General features: G+C 40.6%; 18 protein-coding genes and 1 pseudogene. 17 read left to right on the forward strand and 2 right to left on the reverse strand.

Translation table 11 applies throughout. From position 1 onward, the window contains the following. The first annotated feature begins 1,653 nt into the window (after window positions 1-1,653). The 3 genes from ACFINU_RS06655 (at window position 1,654) to ACFINU_RS06665 (ending at window position 3,952) form a co-directional block, all read left to right on the forward strand. Window positions 1,654-2,889, forward strand: coding sequence for an MFS transporter (locus ACFINU_RS06655; RefSeq protein ID WP_375667472.1), 1,236 nt, complete (start codon window positions 1,654-1,656; stop codon window positions 2,887-2,889). A gap of 263 nt (window positions 2,890-3,152) precedes the next feature. After that, window positions 3,153-3,284, forward strand: a complete 132-nt coding sequence (locus ACFINU_RS06660) for a hypothetical protein (protein WP_375617982.1) — start codon at window positions 3,153-3,155, stop codon at window positions 3,282-3,284. A gap of 272 nt (window positions 3,285-3,556) precedes the next feature. Next, window positions 3,557-3,952, forward strand: a complete 396-nt coding sequence (locus tag ACFINU_RS06665) for a hypothetical protein (protein WP_375617983.1) — start codon at window positions 3,557-3,559, stop codon at window positions 3,950-3,952. 1,224 nt (window positions 3,953-5,176) lie between these two features. On the opposite strand, the gene ACFINU_RS06670 is transcribed toward ACFINU_RS06665, so the two are convergent. Continuing rightward, complete coding sequence (locus ACFINU_RS06670; RefSeq protein ID WP_375617984.1) at window positions 5,177-5,548, reverse strand: helix-turn-helix domain-containing protein; 372 nt, start codon at window positions 5,546-5,548, stop codon at window positions 5,177-5,179. 1,391 nt (window positions 5,549-6,939) lie between these two features. Beyond that, on the reverse strand, window positions 6,940-7,308 hold the full coding sequence (locus ACFINU_RS06675; RefSeq protein WP_375617985.1) for a helix-turn-helix domain-containing protein: 369 nt from the start codon (window positions 7,306-7,308) through the stop codon (window positions 6,940-6,942). A gap of 795 nt (window positions 7,309-8,103) precedes the next feature. Between ACFINU_RS06675 and ACFINU_RS06680 the strand changes: the two genes are divergently transcribed. The 14 genes and pseudogenes from ACFINU_RS06680 to ACFINU_RS06745 all read left to right on the forward strand — a co-directional run bounded on the left by ACFINU_RS06680 (window position 8,104) and on the right by ACFINU_RS06745 (window position 21,855). Beyond that, window positions 8,104-8,433, forward strand: a complete 330-nt coding sequence (locus ACFINU_RS06680) for a hypothetical protein (RefSeq protein ID WP_375618009.1) — start codon at window positions 8,104-8,106, stop codon at window positions 8,431-8,433. 1,151 nt (window positions 8,434-9,584) lie between these two features. Further along, window positions 9,585-10,946, forward strand: a complete 1,362-nt coding sequence (locus ACFINU_RS06685; protein ID WP_375617986.1) for a PBSX family phage terminase large subunit — start codon at window positions 9,585-9,587, stop codon at window positions 10,944-10,946. Continuing rightward, the gene (locus tag ACFINU_RS06690; RefSeq protein ID WP_375617987.1) at window positions 10,931-12,781 is read left to right on the forward strand and encodes a portal protein; all 1,851 of its coding nucleotides are present in this window, start codon (window positions 10,931-10,933) and stop codon (window positions 12,779-12,781) included. The genes ACFINU_RS06685 and ACFINU_RS06690 overlap by 16 nt, the downstream gene beginning before the upstream one ends. Before the next feature lie 15 nt (window positions 12,782-12,796). After that, entirely contained in the window at window positions 12,797-12,997 is a 201-nt protein-coding gene (locus ACFINU_RS06695; protein WP_375667465.1) for a hypothetical protein, read from the forward strand. 67 nt (window positions 12,998-13,064) lie between these two features. Continuing rightward, window positions 13,065-13,838, forward strand: a complete 774-nt coding sequence (locus tag ACFINU_RS06700; protein ID WP_375617988.1) for a hypothetical protein — start codon at window positions 13,065-13,067, stop codon at window positions 13,836-13,838. 288 nt (window positions 13,839-14,126) lie between these two features. Continuing rightward, a complete protein-coding gene (locus tag ACFINU_RS06705; protein WP_375617989.1) occupies window positions 14,127-15,245 on the forward strand; it encodes a N4-gp56 family major capsid protein in 1,119 nt (372 codons plus the stop codon). 83 nt (window positions 15,246-15,328) lie between these two features. After that, window positions 15,329-16,024, forward strand: a complete 696-nt coding sequence (locus ACFINU_RS06710) for a hypothetical protein (RefSeq protein WP_375617990.1) — start codon at window positions 15,329-15,331, stop codon at window positions 16,022-16,024. A gap of 32 nt (window positions 16,025-16,056) precedes the next feature. Next, a complete protein-coding gene (locus ACFINU_RS06715) occupies window positions 16,057-16,185 on the forward strand; it encodes a hypothetical protein (RefSeq protein WP_375617991.1) in 129 nt (42 codons plus the stop codon). 135 nt (window positions 16,186-16,320) lie between these two features. Continuing rightward, window positions 16,321-17,784: a hypothetical protein gene (locus tag ACFINU_RS06720; protein WP_375618010.1), complete on the forward strand. Its 1,464-nt coding sequence runs from the start codon at window positions 16,321-16,323 to the stop codon at window positions 17,782-17,784. Window positions 17,785-18,104: 320 nt separating this feature from the next. Further along, entirely contained in the window at window positions 18,105-18,557 is a 453-nt protein-coding gene (locus ACFINU_RS06725; protein WP_375617992.1) for a hypothetical protein, read from the forward strand. After that, the gene (locus ACFINU_RS06730; protein WP_375617993.1) at window positions 18,554-19,693 is read left to right on the forward strand and encodes a tail fiber domain-containing protein; all 1,140 of its coding nucleotides are present in this window, start codon (window positions 18,554-18,556) and stop codon (window positions 19,691-19,693) included. Before ACFINU_RS06725 ends, ACFINU_RS06730 begins: the two co-directional genes overlap by 4 nt. Then, window positions 19,690-20,695 (forward strand): annotated as a pseudogene (locus tag ACFINU_RS06735) (phage tail protein). Before ACFINU_RS06730 ends, ACFINU_RS06735 begins: the two are co-directional and overlap by 4 nt. Before the next feature lie 836 nt (window positions 20,696-21,531). After that, window positions 21,532-21,681, forward strand: a complete 150-nt coding sequence (locus ACFINU_RS06740) for a hypothetical protein (RefSeq protein ID WP_375617994.1) — start codon at window positions 21,532-21,534, stop codon at window positions 21,679-21,681. Between the two features lie 39 nt (window positions 21,682-21,720). Further along, window positions 21,721-21,855 (forward strand): hypothetical protein, encoded by a 135-nt coding sequence (locus tag ACFINU_RS06745; protein ID WP_375667467.1) that lies wholly within the window; start codon window positions 21,721-21,723, stop codon window positions 21,853-21,855. The last annotated feature ends 210 nt before the right edge of the window (window positions 21,856-22,065 follow it).

Genomic DNA, 22,065 nt, shown 5'->3' on the forward strand with positions numbered 1-22,065 from the left:
CGATAAAATGTGGATTTTTAGTTGGCACTTCAAGCCCCCCTCCGGTTGCGAGCGCCCTCGCATTGGTATTCCGGGAGCCTGAAAGCACTGACCTCGAATCAGCATTTTGCTTTTAGTGCTCATCGCACCTGGACATAGCAAAATCTCCCGGAATCCCGGGACACCCACAAGAGTGGGTTCATTCTTATGTATCGAGGTTTCGGGCTTTCAGTTCCCTATTGATCGTCGCGTATACGACCAAACTCACCCTTTAAGTAATAAAGTAGTTTCAGAAAATTGGCAAGAAAAATCAAAAATTTTCTATTCTATTATGCCGTAAAACACTGCTCTTTTAGGGGGAGTGAAGAGCTAGAATATTTGAGGGCAGGGCTTGATTTGTTGAGCTTGATGAAGTGTTGTCGTTTGAGGGGGGGCGTCTGAAGACTGTAAGGGGTATTAGGCAAAAAGCTAGGTTCGTTTATAGACTATTGTTTATAGAGCGGTACGGGGTGGTGAACCTTTCGTTGGCTTCGTTCTGTAAAGATGTAAAAGCGTAAAAATGTGAATCTGTAAAAGTGAAGTGGGGGATTTGTGGTTTATACATGGATTTATATATTGTGCGTGTTTTTATCATGGCGTGGAATGTGGTGCGAGAATTGGGGGAAGTGTCTTCGTGAATGGAGGGGAAGTTTAGAGGAAGAGTGCTGTTAAGTTGTGAGTGTGTGACGGGAGAGAAAAAGGGGGAATGGAGGATGAAGAGAGTGCGCATGGATAGGAGGGAGAGTTTGTGGGTAAGGCGGGTGTTGCAAAGAGATGCGTGAAGGATGGCGAGGAGAGTGGGTTTGATTTGTTGAGCCTGATGAAGTGTTGTCGTTTGAGGGGGGGCGTCTGAAGACTGTAAGGGGTATTAGGCAAAAAGCTAGGTTCGTTTATAGACTATTGTTTATAGAGCGGTACGGGGTGGTGAACCTTTCCTTTAGCTTTATTCTGTAAAGATGTAAAAGCGTAAAAATGTGAATCTGTAAAAGTGAAGTGGGGGATTTGTGGATTATATATTGTGCGTGTTTTTGGTCACTTTGGGCTTTTGGGGGCGTGGAATGTGGTGCGAGAATTGGGGGGACGTGTTTTCGTCAATGGAAGTTTAGAGGAAGAGAGGTGTTAAGTTGTGAGTGTGTGATGGGAGAGAAAAAGGGGGAATGGAGAATGAAGAAAGTGCGCATGGATAGGAGGAGAGTGTGGGTAATCCGGTGGTGCAAAGAGATGCGTGAAGGAGGGCGGTTTTGGAGATAGGGCTTGATTTGTTGAGCCTGACGAAGTGCTGTCGCTTGAGGAGTGGTTGGGTGCAAGCTTTATTTTGTGGGGAAAGCTGCTTTTTGAAGTGGGATTGTAGACTAGTGCTGGTTGGGAATTTTCATTCTTTGAGATGTAGGGTGGAGGTCAATGTAATAATATGGAAGATTGTGATCTAATAGTTTTTACATTCTTTCTTTTTTTAAAGATATTACTTGATATTAGAGTAAATGCTTATATCAATAGGAGTATTTCTTTAAAAATTTTCACTTAACTTATTAAGCGATTTATTAGAATAAAAGACTCTTCTGAAGTTCATATCACCAATTGTATTGAAGGAAGTGTAATTTTAAGTGTAGCTAAGTTTAACATCGGATGGTTGATATGAATTTGTTTTTAAAAAAGAGTCCATTAGCTCTTTTTTGCTCTCTCTTTATTTCTAAAGTTGGTGATTATGCTTATGAAGTTGTTTTTATTTTACTTGTCTTAGAATTAACAGATAACACCTTTTTTACAGGTCTTGTGTATTTTTTTCGATTTATCCCTTTTCTCTTTTTTGGCCCTATAGGAGGTTGGTTAGCGGATAATTTTTCTTTGAAGAAAAATATCATCTTAAGTGAAGTTGTTAGATTATTAGCTTCATTGTTTGTTTTTATAACCACTATAACAGGGACTGCAAATATTATTGTTCTTATTTTCGCAGCAATATGTACAACGATAGGAAGAAGTATTTTCCAACCAAGTTTTCAAGCTGCTATTCCCAGAATGTTTTCAATAAAAGATCTTACAAAGGGCAATAGCATTGCTCAAATTATCATGGAAACTGCATCCGTCATTGGCCCTTTGGTTTGTTCCATACTGCTTTTTTTAGTAAATAAATCGGCAGTACTCATTTTTGATTTTTTTACCTATTTTATATCTATTATCGTGTTATTTAATCTCATGAATTTAAATTCAAGCGAGAATAAATCATTCAATTTTATAAAAATTTATCGAGAAACGGCTTCCTATCTTAAATATATTTCTACAGAACATAATAATTTATTTATTACGCTCATTGGCTCGTCGTTTGCTATTCTCTTTACGGGTGCAATTTTAAGATTTTTAATTCCAGCTTTTGTTCTTTTTGTGGGGGGAGGGGAGAGCCTTGTTAGTTATATTTTTTCTCTCATGGCTGTTGGAGCTATTGTTGGTGGTTTGTTATATAGTAAAATTATATTAAATATTACATCGTTGAAGCTTATGATATTTTGGCTTCTTTATGGGGTTATCCTGTTTGTTATGCCTTTAGCAGCAGGACTTTATTTAAAATTTCTTCTCGTGTTAGCGTTTGTTCTAGGATTTATGGGTGCCTTTGTGGATATTGGTTTAGTCTCAGCTATTCAATTATATTCTCGTCGTGAAGATTTTGGTAAGAGTTTTGGAACCTTTTCAACTTTAGCGAACTCTGCGGAAGCAATCTCTGGCTTTATTGCTGGACTTTTGGCTCTCGTGGGATTGTTAAGCTCTTTTTTAGCTATGTCCGCATTAATTATTTCCACGGGAATTATTGGCGTTGTAAAAATTAAGAAAAATAAAGAGTTAACACCTCTTAACACGACAGTCGATGACGACCATTGATATATTTGATATCTCCATGCCTTTTCTTTTTTCTAAAGACGGTTCGCTAATTATCTTATTCATGAGATAAAAACACAGCTCTTTGAAGGGGGAATCTGAAATGAATGAGTGGTCAGTGGTGGAAACTTGCTAGGCAAGCATTTGAATTCTTTACAGACCGTTGTTTATAGAGTGGTACGGGGTGGTGAACCTTTCCTTGGCTTCGTTCTGTAATGATGTAAAAGCGTAAAAATGTGAATCTGTAAAAGTGAAGTGAAGGACTTATGGGTTCATATATTGTGCGTGTTTTTGGTCACTTTGGGCTTTTGGGGGCGTGGAATGTGGTGCGAGGATTGGGGGGAAGTGTCTTCGTGAATGGAGGGGGAATGAAGGGTGCTGTGCGTTGGTTTATGTAATGCAACACACCATGAAAGTAAGTATACATATACTATATGTATACTACATGCTTTACATGTGTTTTTTCGTACTTTTAACATATATATTTTGTGTGTTAAGCATAAGCTTTAAGTACTATGAGAGATGGTGGCGTTTTTTTAACAAGCGAGAAAGTGATTAACTAATGCTTGATAGTAAAGCAGTATGTTGTTAAGGCTATTCTTTGAAAGGAGGCTCTTATTTCTGGTGTAGGAGCTTTTCAGAAGAGAATGCAATTAATAGGGGAGTTAAGATGTCAAAATATTTATTTCCGTTACCGCTTGTATTGGTGGCTGGTTGTGCATCTATCAGTAATTATTCATCAAGTTATGTCAGTTCAAATATTACGAAAGATGATGTAAAATTAATTGCTAACGATTTTGTTCGTAATCTTAAAAAACCTTTACCGCCCGCTACAACAACACTTATTGTGAAAAAAAATAAAACAGAAGACAACTTTACTCCTGTATTTATTGATCTCTTGCGACGGAATGGATATAACGTAATCTATACAGATCAACCAAACAAACAGCAAAATGGTGTAATCTTGACTTATCAAATAACGCCAATAAAGACAGGTATCCTGTCTATGGTTTCTTATGATGAGGTTGGAGTAACGCGTTATTATATCCGCACTTATAATAGATGAAACCCCTTTGCCGGTTTGTCTCAAAGAAGTAGATAATGAAGAAATGTGTTTCAGGGGAAGTGTTGGGATTGAATTAATCAATAAAAATTTGCAGATGTGAAATTGCATATTCAGACGATAGTTATTCGTAGTCTCGTTTACAATTTCAGTGTTGTAACGAAGAAAGATGTCGTTTTATCTGTTTGCAATTCTTCATGTTCTGTCTCAGTTATATAGCGCTTTTATCGTTTCTGTCTTATAGAAAATTACTTTCTGTTCTACGGCTCTATATGCCAATCTAATAGTCAGATCTGATCAATCAAATTCATATGAGCTCTTTACAGAAATCTGTTGTTTGAGATTGTTGTAAAGGTGTTTTGTTTTTATCAAATTATCGCGTGGTGGTTTGGGAGTTTCCTTTGGCTGCGTTCTGTAATGATGTAAAAGCGTAGAAATGTGAATCTGTAAAATGAAGCGGAGGATTTGTGCTTTGTGAGAGCTTTTATCATGGCATGGAATGTGGTGGGAAGGATTGGGGGAAGTGTCTTCGTGAATGGAGGAGAAAGTTGGGATGAAGCGTGTTGTTGAAGTGCGTTTTCTGGAGAAGAGTGTGTGGGGAATGGCTGTGAACAGATTGCAGAGCTGATGTGTAAAGAGATGTGAAGAGAGAAAAATCTCGTGGTGGGCGTTTATATTCTATGCGGAGCTTAACAATTATAGTTGCATCTATATTTGTATGGGGGATATCCGTGAAATGGGTATGAGAAGAATTGAGAGGTGTTTTTTAATAAGTGGATGAATGAGCAATACAATGAAATCCCATTTAGGGGAAATCCTATTTAGGGGGAATCCTATTTTAGCTCTTGTTGTTTTAGACATTGTGTTTTGTATGAGGGGCATTTTGCAGGAAAGATGTTTTGAGGGATGTGGCTCCCCTTAAAGAAAAACACAAAAATATCAAAAGAAAAATATAAAAACTTGACAAGGTAAATGTAAAAAGGTATCATAATGATACAATCGGAATTGTGCGTTTAAATCAGATGAGATCTTTTGATAAGATTCTGTGAGAGGGGTGGGGATGTTTTTCCAAGGTTCTGGTGTTTGTTATCCTATTTTGAAGTTTGTTATCCTATGATGTCGTAAACCGGTGTCGTGAACCGTTTTTTGAGATCTGGTGGTATCAGGCGGGCAAGGCTTTAGGCTGAGGGGAATATTGGCAACGGATGTCGATTGATGGGCTTTTGTCTAATCAGAAATCAACCACAAGATTGCTTTTTGTTTTTTCGGTTTGAGTTCTCTAAAGTTTTTTAAAAGGGCGTGTTCTTTTTCGCTATAGGTGTCTTGATCGTGGTGTGAGAGATTTTCCTTTGTGGGAATATCTGCTTTTATCGCAATATCGGCATAAAAAAAGGTAATGGGAACTTTTAGGATATTGGCAATTTCTTGTAAGCGTCCCGCGCTTACACGATTGAAGCCTTTTTCATATTTTTGGATTTGTTGAAAACTGACGCCTAAATAGCTTCCTAACTCTTTTTGAGAAAGTCCCATTGAAATGCGTCTGTGACGGATTCTTTTGCCTATCGAAATATCATTGAAATGTGAATTTTTAGTTTGCACTTCAAGCTCCCCTCCAGTTGCGAGCGCCCTCGCATGAGTATTCCGGGAGGTTGAAAGCACTGAACTCAAATCAGCTTTTTGCTTTTAGTGCTGACAAGCACTTGGACATAGCAAAAACTCCCGGAACTCCGGGATACCCACAAAGTGGGGTAAATTAATGTTTGAGTTTTCGGGCTTCAACTCCCTATTGATCGCTGCGTAGACGATCAAGGCACCTTTTGAGTGATAAAGTAATTTCAAGGGATTGGCAAGAACAATTAAAAGATTTGGAAAATGAGAGCATTTTTTTGTATCTTAAAAACTGTCTCATTATCTTCTTATGCCTTATGCCTTATGCTTTATGCTGTAAAATATTGTCATTTGAGGTAGGGTGAGATGGGGGCATTAGAGGCAAGGATATGCCGTCGACGGATCTTCAAGCATATCAATAATTCGGGCATATCAATAAGGTGCTTTTTGTGAGAGTGTCTGGATATTTGAGGGTAGGGATTATCTATCCGTGTCTGGTGAAACAGTATCCTTTGAGGGGTGTTTTCCAAGTGCAACTGTACGCGATAAAAATTGAATTGTTTACAGACTCTTGTTTATTGAGTGGTGGGCTGGTTTGGAAATTTCATTTGGCTACTTTCTGTAAAGATGTAAAAGCGTAAAAACGCGAATCCGTAAAAGTGAAATGAAGAATTTATGTGTTGTATGCTTTTGTCTTGGCATGGAATGGGGTGAGAGGACAGGGGAACGAGTCTGCAAATGAAGTGGAAAGCTAGGATGAAGCATGTGAAAATTGGCGCTGTGGGAGAAGCTTTTTGGTGTGTGTGAAGCTTTGTCTTTTGGGTGGGGTCTTTGCTTCGAAGCGGAATTGATCGGTATTTGTAGGAGCTTTCGCTCTTTGTGTTGGAGAGGGATGGGTGTAAGAATATTCAGAAAAGGCTTGCTTGTTGAATGTGGTGCATTAACGTTGTTTGAGGGGTATGGTGTGCTGATCTGTCTGAGTGGTTGGTAGGAGGAAACTGCTACAAGATGTTGGATTCTTGACAACGCAGTGTAAGATGCTGGGGGAAAAGTTTCATTTGGTTGCTTTCTGTAAAGATGTAAAAGCGTAAAAACGTGAATACGTAAAAGTGAAGTGAAGGATTTATGCGTTGTATGCTTTTGTCTTGACATGGAATGTGGTCGGAGAACTAGGGTGCGCGTTTGTGAATGGAGCGGAGAAAGCTGGGATGAAGAGGGGTGTTAAGGTGTTGACTGGAGAAAAGTGTGTGAGGGAATATTTTAGGGCAGCGCTTATCTGTCTTGCCTGATAAAATTTCCTTCTTTGAGGTGTTGTGATCTGAAGCTTATATTTTAAGGGTGTTGGATATATTGGTGAGGGATGTTGACGGGTGCGCTTTTGTCTAATCAGAAATTAACCACAAGATTGCTTTTTGTTTTTTTGGCTGGAGCTCTCTAAAGTTTTTCAAAAGTGCGTGTTCTTTTTCGCTGTATGTGTCTTGATCGTGGTGTAAGGCATGTTCTTTTGTGGGAATATCTGCTGTTAAAAGGTCCGCATAAAAAAAGTTCATAGGAACCTCTAGTTTTTTAGCAATTTCGAGCAAACACCCCGCGCTTACACGATTAGATCCTTTTTCGTATTTCTGGATTTGTTGAAAACTGACACCTAAATAGCTTCCTAATTCCTTTTGAGAAAGTCCCATTGAAATTCTTCTATGACGGATCTTTTTACCTATTGAAATGTCGTTGAAATGTGAATTTTTAGTTTGCACTTCAAGCTCCCCTCCGGTTGCGAGCGCCCTCGCATTGGTATTCCGGGAGTAGTAAAGTACTGAGCTCTAGTCAGCATTTTTGCTTTTAGTGCTTATCACACCTGGACATAGCAAAAACTCCCGGAATCCCGGGACACCCACAAAGTGGGTTCATTCTTACGCTAGAGCTTAGGGCTTTACTATCCCTTATTGATCGTTGCGTGGACGATCAATATATCCTTTGAGTGATAAAGTAATTTCAAGGGATTGGCAAGAACAATTAAAAGATTTTCTAGTCTGTTATATTGTAAAATAGGGATGTTTGGGGGGGTGGTAATCTGATGTTAGTAGGGGAATTTACTGGGGAAGAGGTTGGATGATAGTTTAAAACCGGTGCGGGGTGGAAGCTTTATTCAGCAGAGGAAAATTTGCTTTTTGAAGTCGAATTGTAGATCAGAGCTTATCTGGCGTGTTTGATGAAACACCATTCTTTGAAGTGTGGGATAGCCATATGAAATAATCAGCAGGGAAATCTGATAGACGAGAAATCAGCTTGTTGACAGACCCGTGTTTACAGAGGGGCGTGGGGATGGCGGTTTTTGAGTTTCATTTGGCTTTTTTCTGTAATGATGTAAAAGCGTAAAAATGTGAATCTGTAAAATGAAGCGGAGGATTTGGGCTTTATGTGGGCTCTTATCTTTTTGGGTGTGTCCCATTTTTTTAATTTTTGAATGCTTGTCAAATTTTGTTGCTGATTTTTATGTCATTTTTTGTGTTTGAGGTTTTGGTTTCTCTTTAGTTGGAAGGAACATGATGATGGTAGATGAACATTGTCTTCCCTTACGTCGAAGAGGGCGGAAAAAAGGGACTTTAAATAAAACAACAAAGCGATTTAATGAAGCTCTTTTGACAGCCGCTGAGCAGGCTGGATATCACTATGGTGAGGATGGGCTGGTGTCTTATCTTCAATATCATGCGTTGAATAATCCTGTTCCTTTTTTTTCGCTGCTGGCAAAAGTCTTGCCTCTTCAGGTTACGGGAGAAGCAGGGGGAGATGTTAAAACAGTTTCGCGTATTGAGATTGTGCCAGTGAAGCCCAAAAATACTGAACCGGAGAAGCCTGATCCTTTGGTTACTGAGGCTTGAAGCTACGAGAAAATATTGGGTTTTGGCACATGATGTTTAAGGGATATTGTCTTTGAACGGGGGTGCTAGGTGTTTGTCTGAAAGCTTATGATTGAAATTGCGGTGAGGGCTGAGTGCTTTAGGCGTGTGAGCTGTGAAGTTGTTGGGCTTTGGTGGGGGATGCATGAGGACGTGGACTGGAGGAGACTTCGGTGCATATGGTGTTTTTTTGGGGGTATATGGTGTCTGGGGTGGTCTGTGTGAAGCGGCGAGGGCAAGATGCTTTTATGGCGATGTGTGAGGGGCGCGATACCTGAAAGATGTTGGGGAGTGCTTGATGATATTTGCTGTTTTGGATTTCTGGTGAAGGTTTGGTCTTTTCTCGTTATTGAAATGGGGGAGATGTTAAAGCAGTTTCGCGTATTGAGATTGTACCAGTGAAGCCCAAAAATACTGAACCGGAGAAGTGTGATACCTCGATAACTGAGGCTTGTGATATTGAAAAATGTTAGGTTGAGGTGGATGATGTGGGGTGATGTCTTGGAAGGGGGATGCTTTGGTGATTGCCTATCTTGAGGGGATTGAAGCGGAGGCTATTGTGCTTGTGGGCGCTCGTGATTTGGGAAGGGGCTTTGGTGAATGATGCTGTAAGGGCCCGTGTGCTGGAGGGAATTTGGTGCAGGGTATTTGTGTGGTGGATATGGAACAGTGTTTTGATGGGTGGGGGGCATGAAACTTAAGAGAAGTGTTATGCTTGCGGGATGCATGTGTTTTGGTGGGGGTATCTTGGGGGATAAAGTGTGAGGATTGGTGATGCTTGAGAGGCATGGTCTTGGAGGATGTTGGGCTTTGGATATGCCTGAGAGCCATGTGCTGAGGCTATGATTTGGTTGGGGGATACTGTGCTTGTTGTTGGGGGATGGACAGGCGCGGTGTTTGTGGGGGTGGGACTTTTGTGCCTTGGGGGCTTGGGGCGCATAGGTGGGGGCAAGGGGATCTCATGCAAAAAAGTGAAATTTATTGAATATTAGGATGAAGAAAAGATAAAGCGCTGCTTTTGAGAAGGGCGTTTTTCGTTCAATTGCTCTTTTCGTTCAATTGCTCTGGGATCATTAAACTTGGGATAAGCAAAAGGGTGCAGCGCAATTATTGCTAAAGTATGAAAATTTATAATGACAACTGTTCAGAAAATTTCTCAAAAAATTGAGCAGAAAACAGCTCAAGTGGCTCTTATTCCAAAGCTTATTCCTATTTTTACTGGAAATGCCGATGTACGAGCCGCTTGGGGAGGACGCGGTTCTGGAAAAACACGTTCTTTTGCTTTGATGTCTGCCGTGGTGGGATATCGCCATGGAATGGCTGGAGAACGCGGGATTATTCTTTGTGCACGGCAATTTCAAAATTCTCTTAATGAAAGTTCTTTGGAAGAAATTAAACGCGCTATCGAAGCTTATCCTTTTTTACAAGATTATTATGAAATCGGCGATAAATATATTAAATCAAAAGATGGACGGATTGTCTATGTGTTTGCTGGACTTGATCGAAATATTGCAAGTATTAAATCAATGGGACGCGTTTTCCTTTGTTGGGTCGATGAAGCCGAGCCCGTGACAGAAACTGCTTGGCAAACACTTATTCCAACTTTGCGCGAAGAAGGAAAAGATTGGAATGCAGAATTATGGGTGACATGGAATCCATGCCATGAAAATGCACCCGTGGAAAAACGTTTCCGAAATGTCGATAATCCTCATATCAAAGGGGTGGAAATCAATTGGCGTGATAATCCGCAATTTCCTGAAAAACTCAATCGTGATCGAATGGACGATTTGCAGCAAAGACCAGAGCAGTATAACCATATTTGGGAAGGCGAATATCTCCAAGCTGTCCAAGGGGCTTATTATCAGAAATGTCTTCTGGAAGCCGAAATGGAAGGGCGGATTACCACTGTTCCACGTGATCCTTTGATGCAGGTGAGAATCTTTTGGGATATCGGGGGAACAGGAGCAAAGGCCGATGCTACCGCATTGTGGGTGGCGCAGTTTGTTGGACGGGAAATCCGAGTGCTCGATTATTATGAAGCTCAAGGACAGCCTCTCTCAGAGCATGTGGGCTGGGTCTTTCAAAGGGGATATGAAAAGGCTCTTATGGTTTTGCCTCATGATGGCGCAACAAAAGATCGTGTCTATAATGTGAGTTTTGAAAGTGCCCTTCAACAAGCCGGTTTTCAAACCAAAATAATTCCTAATCAAGGAACAGGCGCTGTGAAAATGCGTATCGAAGCCGTAAGGCGGTTGTTTCCTGCACTATGGTTTAATCGTGAAACGACATGTGCGGGCAGAAAAGCGCTTGCTTGGTATCATGAAAAGCGCGACGAACAGCGCAATATCGGACTAGGCGCTGAACATGATTGGGCAAGCCATGGGGCCGATGCCTTTGGACTGATGTGTGTGGCTTATGAACAGCCAAATGCTAAAGCGCGAAAAAAACCTTATCTCTCGTTTCACCATTCTCAAACTTCATGGATGGCTTTTTAATGAATATGTCTACAGATTCTTCTTTTAATCAAATCGAAACGCTTGAAAATCAAGCACTCTTTAAAAAACTCGTGGGTTGGTATCAGGATGATATTGATCATGTCGAAAAATGGCGAAAAAATGCCCAGGAAGATTACGATTTTTATAATGGACGGCAATGGAATGAGCAAGACTTGGCTGTCTTGCACGAACAAAACAGACCGGTCATGACTTTTAACCGTATTGCGCCTTTAATTAATGCCGTGATTGGGGCTGAGCGCAATAATAAAAGGCAAGTGCAATTTATTCCACGACAAGAAGGGGCAGCTTTTGCGAACCAGATTCTGACAGGGGCGGCTGAGTGGTTTCGTGATGAAGCCGATGGGGAATACGAAGATTCTGATGCCTTTCAAGATGCAATTATTTGCGGAATGGGGTGGACAGATACACGCCTTGATTATGAAGAAGATCCACAAGGAAAACCAATTATTGCACGGCTGGACCCTATGAAAATGGTCTGGGATGCAAGTGCTGTTAAGCCTAATCTTATTGATGCACAACGCTTATGGTATATTGATGAAAAACCCCTTGCTGTGGCGCAGGAAATGTTTCCCCATGTTCATTGGAGCGATCTTAATGCTGATTGGGTTAAACATCAGAGTTTTTTACATTCAACCAGCGATGGGATGACACAAAGTTATCAGTCCGAGAGGGGGTATCAAGGAGAAGAGGGGAGCGGCTATCAACGTCCTAAAATGGTGACATTGGTAGAATGTCGCTGGTTTGAACGCGAGGTGGTTTATAAAGTTCTCGAGCCTCTAAGTGGAAAGTTTGTCGATTATTCAGAGCAGGATTTCCAAAATTTAAGCAAAACCTTTCCTCATGTCCAGGCAACAAGGTTGAACAGAAAAATTGTCAAACGGGCATTTTTAGGTAGAAAGCTGCTTGAAGCGCCTGATAAGCCCTTGGTTCCACCCAATCAATTGGGATGGGAGTGTATTACCGGTACTTTTGATAAGTTAAGCCGGCAATTTTACGGAATTGTTAAGCCAACAAAAGATCCGCAACGGTGGGCAAACAAATATTTTAGTCAAGTGATGCATTTGCTCAATAGCCAATCAAAAGGCGGAATTATGGCAGAACGCGATGCTTTTGATGATGATCGCCAAGCCGTCGAGAGTTGGGCTAGAGCCGATAGTATTACTTGGTTGAAAAGTGGTGCTGTGTCTGGGGGAAGAATCCAGCCTAAACCCGTGGCACAATTTCCGCAAGGGTTTTTCCAATTGTTTAATGAAGCAAAGAGCGCTCTCGAACAGGTGACGGGGTTGTCTTCTGAATTTATTGGGACGCGAGCTGTCAATCAGCCTGGCATTCTTGAACAACAACGGCGACAATCGTCACTTAATCTTTTGGCTTCCTTTTTTGATGGGTTGCGTCGATATCGGCAACGACAGGGAAAAATTATTCTCTATCTTATTCAAAATTATCTGTCCGATGGGCGGTTGGTGCGTATTGCCGGTGATGAAAATGCCCAGTATGTGCCGCTGACACGCGAAATGGTGACAAGTTTGGAATATGATATTGTCGTTGATGATGCACCAACAAGTCTTAATGAAAAAGAGCGTACTTTTGCACTGATCATGCAATTGCTTCCTTTGATGCAAAATTTTGCAACGCCTGAGATTATGCTCGATCTCTTACGCTATTCGCCTTTACCGGCTTCACTTATTCATAAAATTGCGATAAAGGCGCAAAACTCTTTTCAAGAAGAGCAAAATGCCTCAGCGCAGATGAGGAATAATGTGGGGGCAGACCAGATAATGCAGATGTTGCAGACAGTAAAGGCTCAACAATAGGACACTTTGTCATGAGTGACTTCTGAAAACGCCATATATCATAAATTGCTTATCGATTTTCGTAGTGCATGGGCTCCCTTTTCTCAAAAGAACTGTTTTGTAGGGCAGGACTGTTGGGAAAAGCAGGGTGGAGAGGGAGAGTCTTGCCGTCATGTGGGGTGGAGAGCATTGGGAGGAATGCTGGTGCTAAATGATGAGAGAGCATTGAGGGGATAAATGCTTATGGAGCTGTTTTATCTGAAAAATTTGATTTTATTGTTTAAAAAAAGAGAAGGCTAATGTCATGGATCAAGAACACTTAACGCCGGCAGAACAAAACCAATTGAAACAAGATTTTCTGGTCTCAACACAAGAGGGAGAAAATGGTGAAATTGGAAGAGAAGAAAAAACTCTTGAAGATAATTTTCAAGGGCAAATGCATCAACAACAGGACTCTTCGCAAAAGGCTGGAAAAGAGGTTCAAGGGGGAGAAGATGCTGCGCCAGATCCACAAAAAGACTTTATGGGCTATATGCAATGGTTGGGAAAAACACTCCAAAAACAAGGGCTTGTACATGAAAAACAACAGCCTTCTCTTGCTTTGGAAGCAGAACAGTTGCATGCGTTTTTTCAGCAGTCTGTTGCCAGTGTTAAACAAAAGCATGATGATTTTGATCAAGCAGCTGATTTTATTTATGAAACGCGGGCTAAACAGTTGGCAGCTTGTGCTTCGCTCTATCCTGAGATGGCAGATCCCAAAAATATTGATGCGTTGATTGGTGATGAGTTGAAGCAGATCTTGCGCGATTGTGCGCAAAAAAATCAAAATCCGGCTGAAGTGATTTACTCTATTGCACAAAAAATTGGCTACACAAATGTTCCCAATAACATGGGTGAAAATTTACAGGAAAGACACAATTCTGCACGTACTCTTGCTGCTTATAACGGTTTAACGCCAAATGGTCCGATTTCTTTGGATATGCTTGATAAAATGTCAGAAGCAGAGTTTAGCGCTTGGGTTTCTGAACCTAAAAATAAAGCTGCTTTTAATCGTTTAATGGGGGGAAGAGAATTTTAAAAACAAGAATTTGAGGGGGGGGCGGGAAAGTTAAGAGGCTTTTAGCACAGGAGAATGTGGGGGAGTGTTTTTGCGGGAACGTGGAGCGGCTTTTGGCGCAGGAGAATGCTAGGGGATTTCTCAAAGCACGGATGTGGTGAGGAGAGCTCTTATAAGGGGGAGGTAGACGCTAACAGAAATTAGATAAAACTCACAAACAACCTATTCACCATTTGAAATGAAATGTGGTGTTTTAACAACCGGCGCTTTGCCGGGTTTTTTATGTCAATAAAACTTTTAGAGGACAAAATGACTGTAACTTATATCGGACTTAATGACCCAATGGCAGTGCGCACATGGTCTAAATTACTAAACCAAGAAGTCTCAAAGGCACTTCCAATTGCACCGTTGATTGGAAATGATTCAAACAGTATCGTACAATTAAAAGATGAAACCACGAAAGCAAGTGGGGATGCCATTAGCTTTAATTTGCGTGTGCAGTTGCTAGGCGATGGGGTGAGTGAAGGGCAGACATTGGAAGGCAATGAAGAAGCTTTACAGTTTCTCAATGATCGCTTGGCAATTAATGAACTCGTTCATGCCGTGCGTGTCAAAAATGAGGGAACGATTGATCAACAACGAATTCTTCATGATTTGCGCACCGAGGCAAAAAATGGTTTGGTTGATTGGTATGCAGATCGTCTGAGTATGATGTTCTTCATTCAAGTTTGCGGGTATACCGCAAAAACAATTAACTTTGAGGGACGTACGATTACTCTTAAACCTGTCCATTATGGGTTTAATGCGCCAACGGCACCAACCAATAAACGCGTGGTACGTCCTAATGATAAAGCAAAAGATGAGGACTTAAAAGAAGACGATGTTTTTGATCTCAGCTTGATTGATAAAGCTGTCGAAAGAGCTAAATTGGCAAATCCTAAAATTAGACCTGTGCGGCTCGATGGGGAAAATGTCTATGTGCTTTATCTACATCCAACCCAAGTGACACAATTGCGAAGCAATACAGATGCGGGGCAATGGCTCGACATTACCAAGGCAATCTATAGTGGAAGTCGTATCAAAAATCCGCTCTATGATGGATCGTTGGGCATGTATAATGGTGTGGTTTTGCGCGAAGCTGAACATATTACCGAAGGGGTTGAATCTGGGACTGCTAATAAAGCTGTGCCAAATGTTCGTCGTGCTGTTCTGCTTGGTGCGCAGAGTGCTGTGATTGCTTTTGGTAAAGATCGAGGGGCAACACGCTATAAATTGGTGGAAGAACTCTTCGACTATGAAAGAGAATTCGGGGTCGCGGCAAAAACCATTATTGGTATGAAAAAAACTTGCTTTACCTTGCCAGGAAGTACGCAAGGGGCTCAGGATTTTGGCACTATTGTTATTCCAACTTATGGAGCACCCGCTTAAAGAGAATTTTTGCTCTCTTCCCCCAACAAGAGGGATCTGTTGGGGGAAAAATTTAAAATGCTTCCAGAAACAAGGACAGGCTTATGACCACTTTATCCACTGATCCCCAAAATCTAAATCTTACACATTCAGACCATTCTAAAACTTTTGCTTATATGGTCGCGCTTATTCAAGATGAAATTGATGATACAACAGCGGAATATTCCCTGCAAATTCAAGATTCAATTTTTACGGCTTTGCGTTTGTGTGAACGCGAACCCTTTTTCTTTAATGAAAAAAGAGAAAGGACGTTTAAAACACAAAGTGGTAAAACATGGTATGGGCAAGAAGAGGGGGTTTTTATTGAAGCAGAAAAGAGTTTGGAGGGTGTCTTTTTAGAAACAAAGAATGCAACACCAACAAAGTTGTTTTTTAAGCCCTTGGAAGTGTTGCATCAACAATATGGTATGCATCCTGCGCTAGGAACGCCATTCTTTTATACGTACCTTGATCAAAAAATAGGACTCTTTCCAACACCAGAACATGTGGAAACTGTACAGCTTTCTTATGCTCCTGTTCATTTTGCCGATGAACAGCTGAAAGAGGATGATAACCCTTGGTTGATTTATGCTTTTGATCTTATTAGAGCACGGGCGAAATATGAACTTTATAAAAATATTCTTAAAGATCCTGAATATACCGCCGTTTCTTTCAGAGATTTTCAAGAACAGCTTCAAGCTTTGCGCATTGAAACATCGCGCCGAAAAGGTTCTTCAAAGATTCGCCCAATGCGTTTTTAAAAGACTTTTTTCCAAATCGTTTATGGCTGGCGTTGAAGGTTGGTTTGGCACTGGTGGCTAGTTTGTCGCTTATGGCTGGATTGCGCCGTTGGGTGTGGATGGTGAAGGGCTGGTGGATGGCGTTGGGGTGGCCATTATTGATGGTATCGTTTTTTCTATGAATTAAACAACTTTAAGTTGTTTGTTTGGTTGAATTTTATGCCTTTAGAGTTTTAAGGGCTTTTGTGGTTTTTTTATCAATAAGCCTTGGTGTTTTGAATGGCACTGGGCTCTTCAAAGATTTTATGGGGGTCTTGATGGCTTTTTTCCCAATCGCTGATTATCGACCCGATGTGGCGGATATCAATGGAATTTTTACCGATGAACTTGTTAATGTGCTCCCGGCTGATGGCTCCTATATCCCTATGCCAAGTTTTGAGCCTTTATCAGAGCCTTGTCCGGAGCCAATCTTAGGCACTCTTGCGGTTAAAACAAAAAATGGGGTTTCTATTATTGTCGGGACAAGAGATAAAATCTACTTACTTGATAATACAACAATGAACTGGAAAGATATTAGCAAAAAAGGAAAATCTTATCTGGCTAATGTTGATGCTCCGTGGTCTTTTGCTTTGTTTGGTGATTTGATCATTGCGGTGAATGCCAATGATAAACCACAAGTGATTGATATTAACCATGATAAAACATTTAGAAATTTAGGAGGAAATCCACCACAAGCAGGGATTGTTCGAATCTGGGGAGATTTCGTTTGTTTGATGAAATTAACCGAGCATCCAAGAAGGGTTCATTGGTCTGGATTAAATGATGCTGAATTTTGGACTGTGGGAAAAAAAAGTTGTGATTATCAAGATTTTCCTGATGGCGGATTCGTCCAAGGGGCAACCGAGACAACAAATCCAATTATCTTTATGCGTTCTGCAATCTATGCCGGTTCTTTTATCCCTGGCTCTAAGATTATTTTTAGTTTCCAAAAAATCCACGATAAACGAGGCGCAAAAAATGCTGAATCAATTGTTTGTAGAGGCGACTTAGCATTCTTTGCCGATGAGGGCGGGTTTTATCAAATAACAAATGAGGGACAGATTATACCCATTGGGTTCGAAAAAGTCGATCGAACGATGACCACAAAATCAAGGAAGGATAATCTGTACACTCTATCTGCTGCTATCGATGGGGTGTATAATCGTGTTTATTGGATGGTTGATTCTGATGAGAATCTTCATAAACGTATCTTGCTCATTTATGATTGGGGGTTGCAAAAATGGACAAAAGCTCTCGCCGATATCAAAATGATATTGCCTATTTTCTTAGCCGGAACAACCCTGGAAGGTCTTGATTTTGTGACTAAGAATATTGACGATTTGTCCTTTTCTCTTGATAGTAAAGCTTGGAAAAATGAATCGCCTATTCTGGGGGCATTTGATCAACAGGGAAGACTGGGTTCGTTTTCTGGGTGTCCTATGGCTTGTGTCGTGACATCACAAGAAATGGGGCAGACAAATGGCATGATAACACGGGTGAAAAATATTATGCCTCAAGTCAATAGTGGAAAGTTTTATTTGTCTGTGGGAATGCGCTTTCGACAATCTCTTGAAGAGGAAACTGTTTGGTTACCAGAAAAACAGCCTTCTTATAATACTGGACAAATTCATTGTCGCGCAAGGGCACGGTTTTATCGCTTTAAATTGCGTATTCCTGAAGGGGTGAATTGGACTCATGTCACTGGATTTGATGTGGAATTGACGCGGGCCGGCATGCGATAGGCATGCCCTTTTGTAATACCATGCGATAGGCTCAAGCCTCTATTATTAAAGAACAAATGCCCCATAGGCTTCCCAAACCTTTATAAACAAAGGCACAAGGTGGTGCGTTATGTTTCATGCTTTTCTGCGATAAAGGAAAAATAGGCTGCACAATGGTTTATTTTTATAAAGAAGAAAGTTCCTCCTTTGTTGTGACAAAGGGATGATGGAGACTTTTTTCTTTTATTGTGCGGGGGGCATGGAATGCGTGAAATGCGTGAAATGCGTAGGGGGATGTTATTTGAGGGGAGATGAGTGACAAAGCTAAAAGAGCTAAAATTATGATGCAAGAGAGTCAAGATTTATATTCTGCTCATCTGACAGAGCAGTGGCCATGGCAAAAAATAGCTCCCTATCAAGAGGCTCTCAATGCTGCATTGAAAAAATATGTTCAGCGCTTTCCGGATGATATTTGTCTGGAAAAAATTGCTGAAGAAATCGCTACAGGACAAGCACAATTGTGGCTGGTCTTAAAAAATAAAATCCAATTTAGTGCTTTTGCAATAACCAAAGTTGAAATAACCCATACGGGGAAAAAATGCGTTGTTCTCTCTGATCTTGCTGGAGAGGGAGGGCTGAAATTGGTCAAGTTGATTGATGAAGTCGAAAAATGGGCGCGAACAATCAATGCTGAAGAAATGCACATGTTTGGAAGAACTGGATGGGCGAAAAAGCTCGCTCATCACGGATATTCTCGTAATCTTATTCAATATAGAAAGGTTCTGAACCCATGAGTAGAAAAACCACACCTCAAGTGCAAACAACAACACAAACAAATGCTCCACCTGCTTGGGCGGCTGATATTCTTAAACAAGCCAGTGCTGATGCACTTGGACTTTATAATAAAGGAATTGGCGGAAACGTTTATCAGGGAGACAGAGTCGCTGGTCTTAGCAATATGACAAAAAATGCGCTGACCGGTTTACAACAAGCAGCAGGGCTCTATAACAATCCAACGGTAACGCAATGGTTGAATGCCCCAACCAACAGCGCTACAAATCTTTCCGATATGGCTAAGGGAAGCTGGATTGGAAGCAATAGCAAATTTAATACTGCATTGCAAAATGCTCTGAATAAAACGTCCGATGCAATTAATCAATCGATGTCGGGAGCAGGACGTTATGGCTCTGGGGCTCATACTGGTGTTCTGGCCGATGAGTTAGGCGCCTTGGCAACAAATGCTGCAGCACAGCAATATAATCAAGATATTAACAATATGATGAATGCAAACCAGATGATTGATCGCTCTCAGAATGATCAAGTTAATGCGGCAAATAGCTATTATCAAGGACAGAGTAACGTGCAAAGCAATGCTTTGAAAGGGGGTATGATTCAAGATATAAACCGCCAAAATGTCTTAGATGCTGAACGCCAAAAATGGTCAGAAAAAGATAATCAAGATTGGAACCGATTGCAAAGTTTGTTACAGGTAGGAACACAGGCTGCTGGAAATTACGGAACGACTTCAGGAAAATCCACGACAATGCCTTCTGTGACAAAAGATCCATTGCGTGATGCGCAGCAAGTACTTGGATTGGTTGGAGGAATTTTAGGGCTTTGTGATGTGAGAGCAAAAGAAAATATTATCCCTGTGGGGCAGAAAAAGGGATATCCACTTTATACCTTTAATTATAAGGGAAATCCACAACGTTATCAGGGCGTTATGGCGCAAGACGTGTTGCGTGTGAACCCTGAAGCTGTTTATGTCAATGCGAAAACAAAGTTATTGCATGTTGATTATGACAAAATAGGACTGAAAATGGAAAAAATGAAAATGAAGAAAATACCGGCATCTAAAAATAAAATTGCGGCTTTCTTTTCTTCATTTTTTGCTCGCTTTCCCTTTTTGAATAAAGAGTATCTTTTATGAGTTCGATTTATGATTGGTCAATTATTGCATCAGAAAATGCTTATGTCGACGAGAATATAAACTGGGCAGAAGGGCAACCGCCAAGCACAGTCAATGATAGTGCTCGCGCTATGATGCAACGCATCAAAGAATATTTGTTGGATAATGGGGGCGGGATTGAAACACAGTTTACTGTCGATGTGGAAAACGAGAGAACGTCACTTCGTTTGGCAACAAAGTCTTTTTTTGAGACTTATATGGATGGCATTGTTGTGCGCTTTAAAGCACAAGGCGTCAACAGAGGAATAACAAATATTTTTTTAGATCATTTGCTACCATGACCAACTTATATGGCAACGCCAGAGGGTATTATGCCTTTAAAGGGTGGAGAAATTCAAAAAGGGGGGCTTTATGAAATCGTCTATACGCGTGATATTGCCGGAAAAAATGCTGATGGCTGGTTTTTAACCAATCCTACTATAAAACTTCCTGAAATTCCGCCCTTTCCTCCTTTGCCTGAAACTTTTTCTTCTGGATTTATCGGGACTTTTGCTACAGAAAAAATACCCTCTGGATGGTTACTGTGTGATGGTAAAGAATATTCGCGAAGGAACTATGCCAATCTCTTTGCTGTTCTGGGAGAAACATGGGGAAAAGGAAATGGGCAAACAACATTCAATGTTCCCGATTTGCGTGGAATGTTTTTACGGGGGCTCGATAGTGGAAAAGCAATTGATAAAGGATGTCGCTTGGGAAGTCGACAAGAAGAGTCTTTTAAATCTCATACCCATGAAGGAAAAACAGATTCGACAGGTAACCACCAGCATAGTTATCCAATGATTGAAAAGGTAGTTTGGGATATGAATCACGGTGAATATTATAGAAATCTGGCTCAAGTCTACAATAAAGATCGGTTAACGAAGGCTGCGGGAGAGCATGAACATAAGGTCTTGTTGCAAAAAAAACAGGGGGGATGAAACACGCCCCGTCAATATGGCGGTGGTTTATGCTGTCAAAGCCTGAGAATGAAAGCTTTGAGAGAAAGATAAAAATACTTACAAAATATTTGTTATGAAAAAAAGTCTTATTGAATATAAAGTCTTATAGAATATATTGTGTAGAAAGTTTTGAGGCGCTTTAGAAAAAAACTCAACTCTCTTTATTTTTTTATTTTTTGTGCTGCCTTTGTTGGATGTCTAAAGGTAAGTTCGCCTATTGTTCGTTAGAGGATCAAGACAGTGATTATTGAAGGTAGGGGGAGAACAAAAACCCTTTCTTTATTCATAGAGTTTTTGCTGAGGAATAAAGACTTTATCCAAAATGCTTCTCTCTTGTGGTATCGTGATACATTATTAAAGCGTTGGGTTTAAAGCGCTGCTGTGCGATGACAAAAAGCCCATGGGTAAAATTTATCCTATTATGTTATGCCGTCAAACACCGTCATAAAAACACTATTATTGAAGCTGGTGATATAAGGAAAATAAGACATACAATACTTGATCCATTTAAGTATTGAAGAGACATCTATTCAGTGGAGGGCTTGCTTGGTTAAGCCTTATGCAAGTGAATCATATAAGTGAGCAGCAGACGGAATCCCTTCAGAGTAGTTGGATTGTTTTATAAACCGATGTGGGGCTAAAATCTTTGTCTTTTGAGGTGGCGGGAAGAGGTCAACGGATATGTTTATTTAAAGCGAGAAAAGGCAATGGTACTCTCCCTCTTTTAGGTAGAGCGTGTATGCAAAAAGCGTTCTTTTTTTCAAAATGGGCGCTGGGTTTGCGAAGTCTTTTGGCGATGCGTTTAATACATGGTGAGTAATTGACTCTCTTAGATGCATTTTGTACTTGTCAGGAAACTTCTTGAAACAGAATGAGAGTGATACGAGAAAATCTGTAAGACAATGGTTTATCCTGTTGTGTCGTAAAATACTATTGTTTGAGGCGCGGTTAAACCTTTATGGATTGGGATGTTTTTCGTCTGTACGTATTCTTAAAGAAGCGTTTTTGTAGAGTAACTCTAGACAGGGGATGCATTCCAAGGTGCATTTGATGAGGGAAGCCAAGCCAAATCCGTTAGATAATAACCAGATTGTTTACAGATTGTTGTTTATCAATTGGCATTGTTTGAAGACCGGTGGAGCGGGCTTTGTCCTTTTGGGGAAAGCCAACAAAGCATCAAGGTGATCATGCATTTTTCTTGGTTTCAGGTGATAAAATTATCATTTTAGGTGAAAAACAGAATATAATCTAAAAAATACCTTGTAAAAATTTTCGATGAGGAAATTTTTTTCAAAAGCCTTTCATATAGTTGTCTGAGGTTGTCTGAGGTTGTCTGAGGTTGTCTGAGGTTGTCTGAGGTTGTCTGAGGTTGTCTGAGGTTGTCTGAGGTTGTCT

This window comes from Bartonella sp. AC130YNZD, from assembly GCF_042196865.1.
Classification (GTDB): Bacteria; Pseudomonadota; Alphaproteobacteria; order Rhizobiales; family Rhizobiaceae; genus Bartonella.

Coding starts and splice junctions, on each gene's coding strand:
- ACFINU_RS06655 (WP_375667472.1), top strand. CDS start 1,654: ATGAATTTGTTTTTAAAAAAGAGTCCATTAGCTCTTTTTTGCTCTCTC.
- ACFINU_RS06660 (WP_375617982.1), top strand. CDS start 3,153: ATGGGTTCATATATTGTGCGTGTTTTTGGTCACTTTGGGCTTTTGGGG.
- ACFINU_RS06665 (WP_375617983.1), top strand. CDS start 3,557: ATGTCAAAATATTTATTTCCGTTACCGCTTGTATTGGTGGCTGGTTGT.
- ACFINU_RS06680 (WP_375618009.1), top strand. CDS start 8,104: ATGGTAGATGAACATTGTCTTCCCTTACGTCGAAGAGGGCGGAAAAAA.
- ACFINU_RS06685 (WP_375617986.1), top strand. CDS start 9,585: ATGACAACTGTTCAGAAAATTTCTCAAAAAATTGAGCAGAAAACAGCT.
- ACFINU_RS06690 (WP_375617987.1), top strand. CDS start 10,931: ATGGATGGCTTTTTAATGAATATGTCTACAGATTCTTCTTTTAATCAA.
- ACFINU_RS06700 (WP_375617988.1), top strand. CDS start 13,065: ATGGATCAAGAACACTTAACGCCGGCAGAACAAAACCAATTGAAACAA.
- ACFINU_RS06705 (WP_375617989.1), top strand. CDS start 14,127: ATGACTGTAACTTATATCGGACTTAATGACCCAATGGCAGTGCGCACA.
- ACFINU_RS06710 (WP_375617990.1), top strand. CDS start 15,329: ATGACCACTTTATCCACTGATCCCCAAAATCTAAATCTTACACATTCA.
- ACFINU_RS06720 (WP_375618010.1), top strand. CDS start 16,321: ATGGCTTTTTTCCCAATCGCTGATTATCGACCCGATGTGGCGGATATC.
- ACFINU_RS06725 (WP_375617992.1), top strand. CDS start 18,105: ATGATGCAAGAGAGTCAAGATTTATATTCTGCTCATCTGACAGAGCAG.
- ACFINU_RS06730 (WP_375617993.1), top strand. CDS start 18,554: ATGAGTAGAAAAACCACACCTCAAGTGCAAACAACAACACAAACAAAT.
- ACFINU_RS06745 (WP_375667467.1), top strand. CDS start 21,721: ATGAGGGAAGCCAAGCCAAATCCGTTAGATAATAACCAGATTGTTTAC.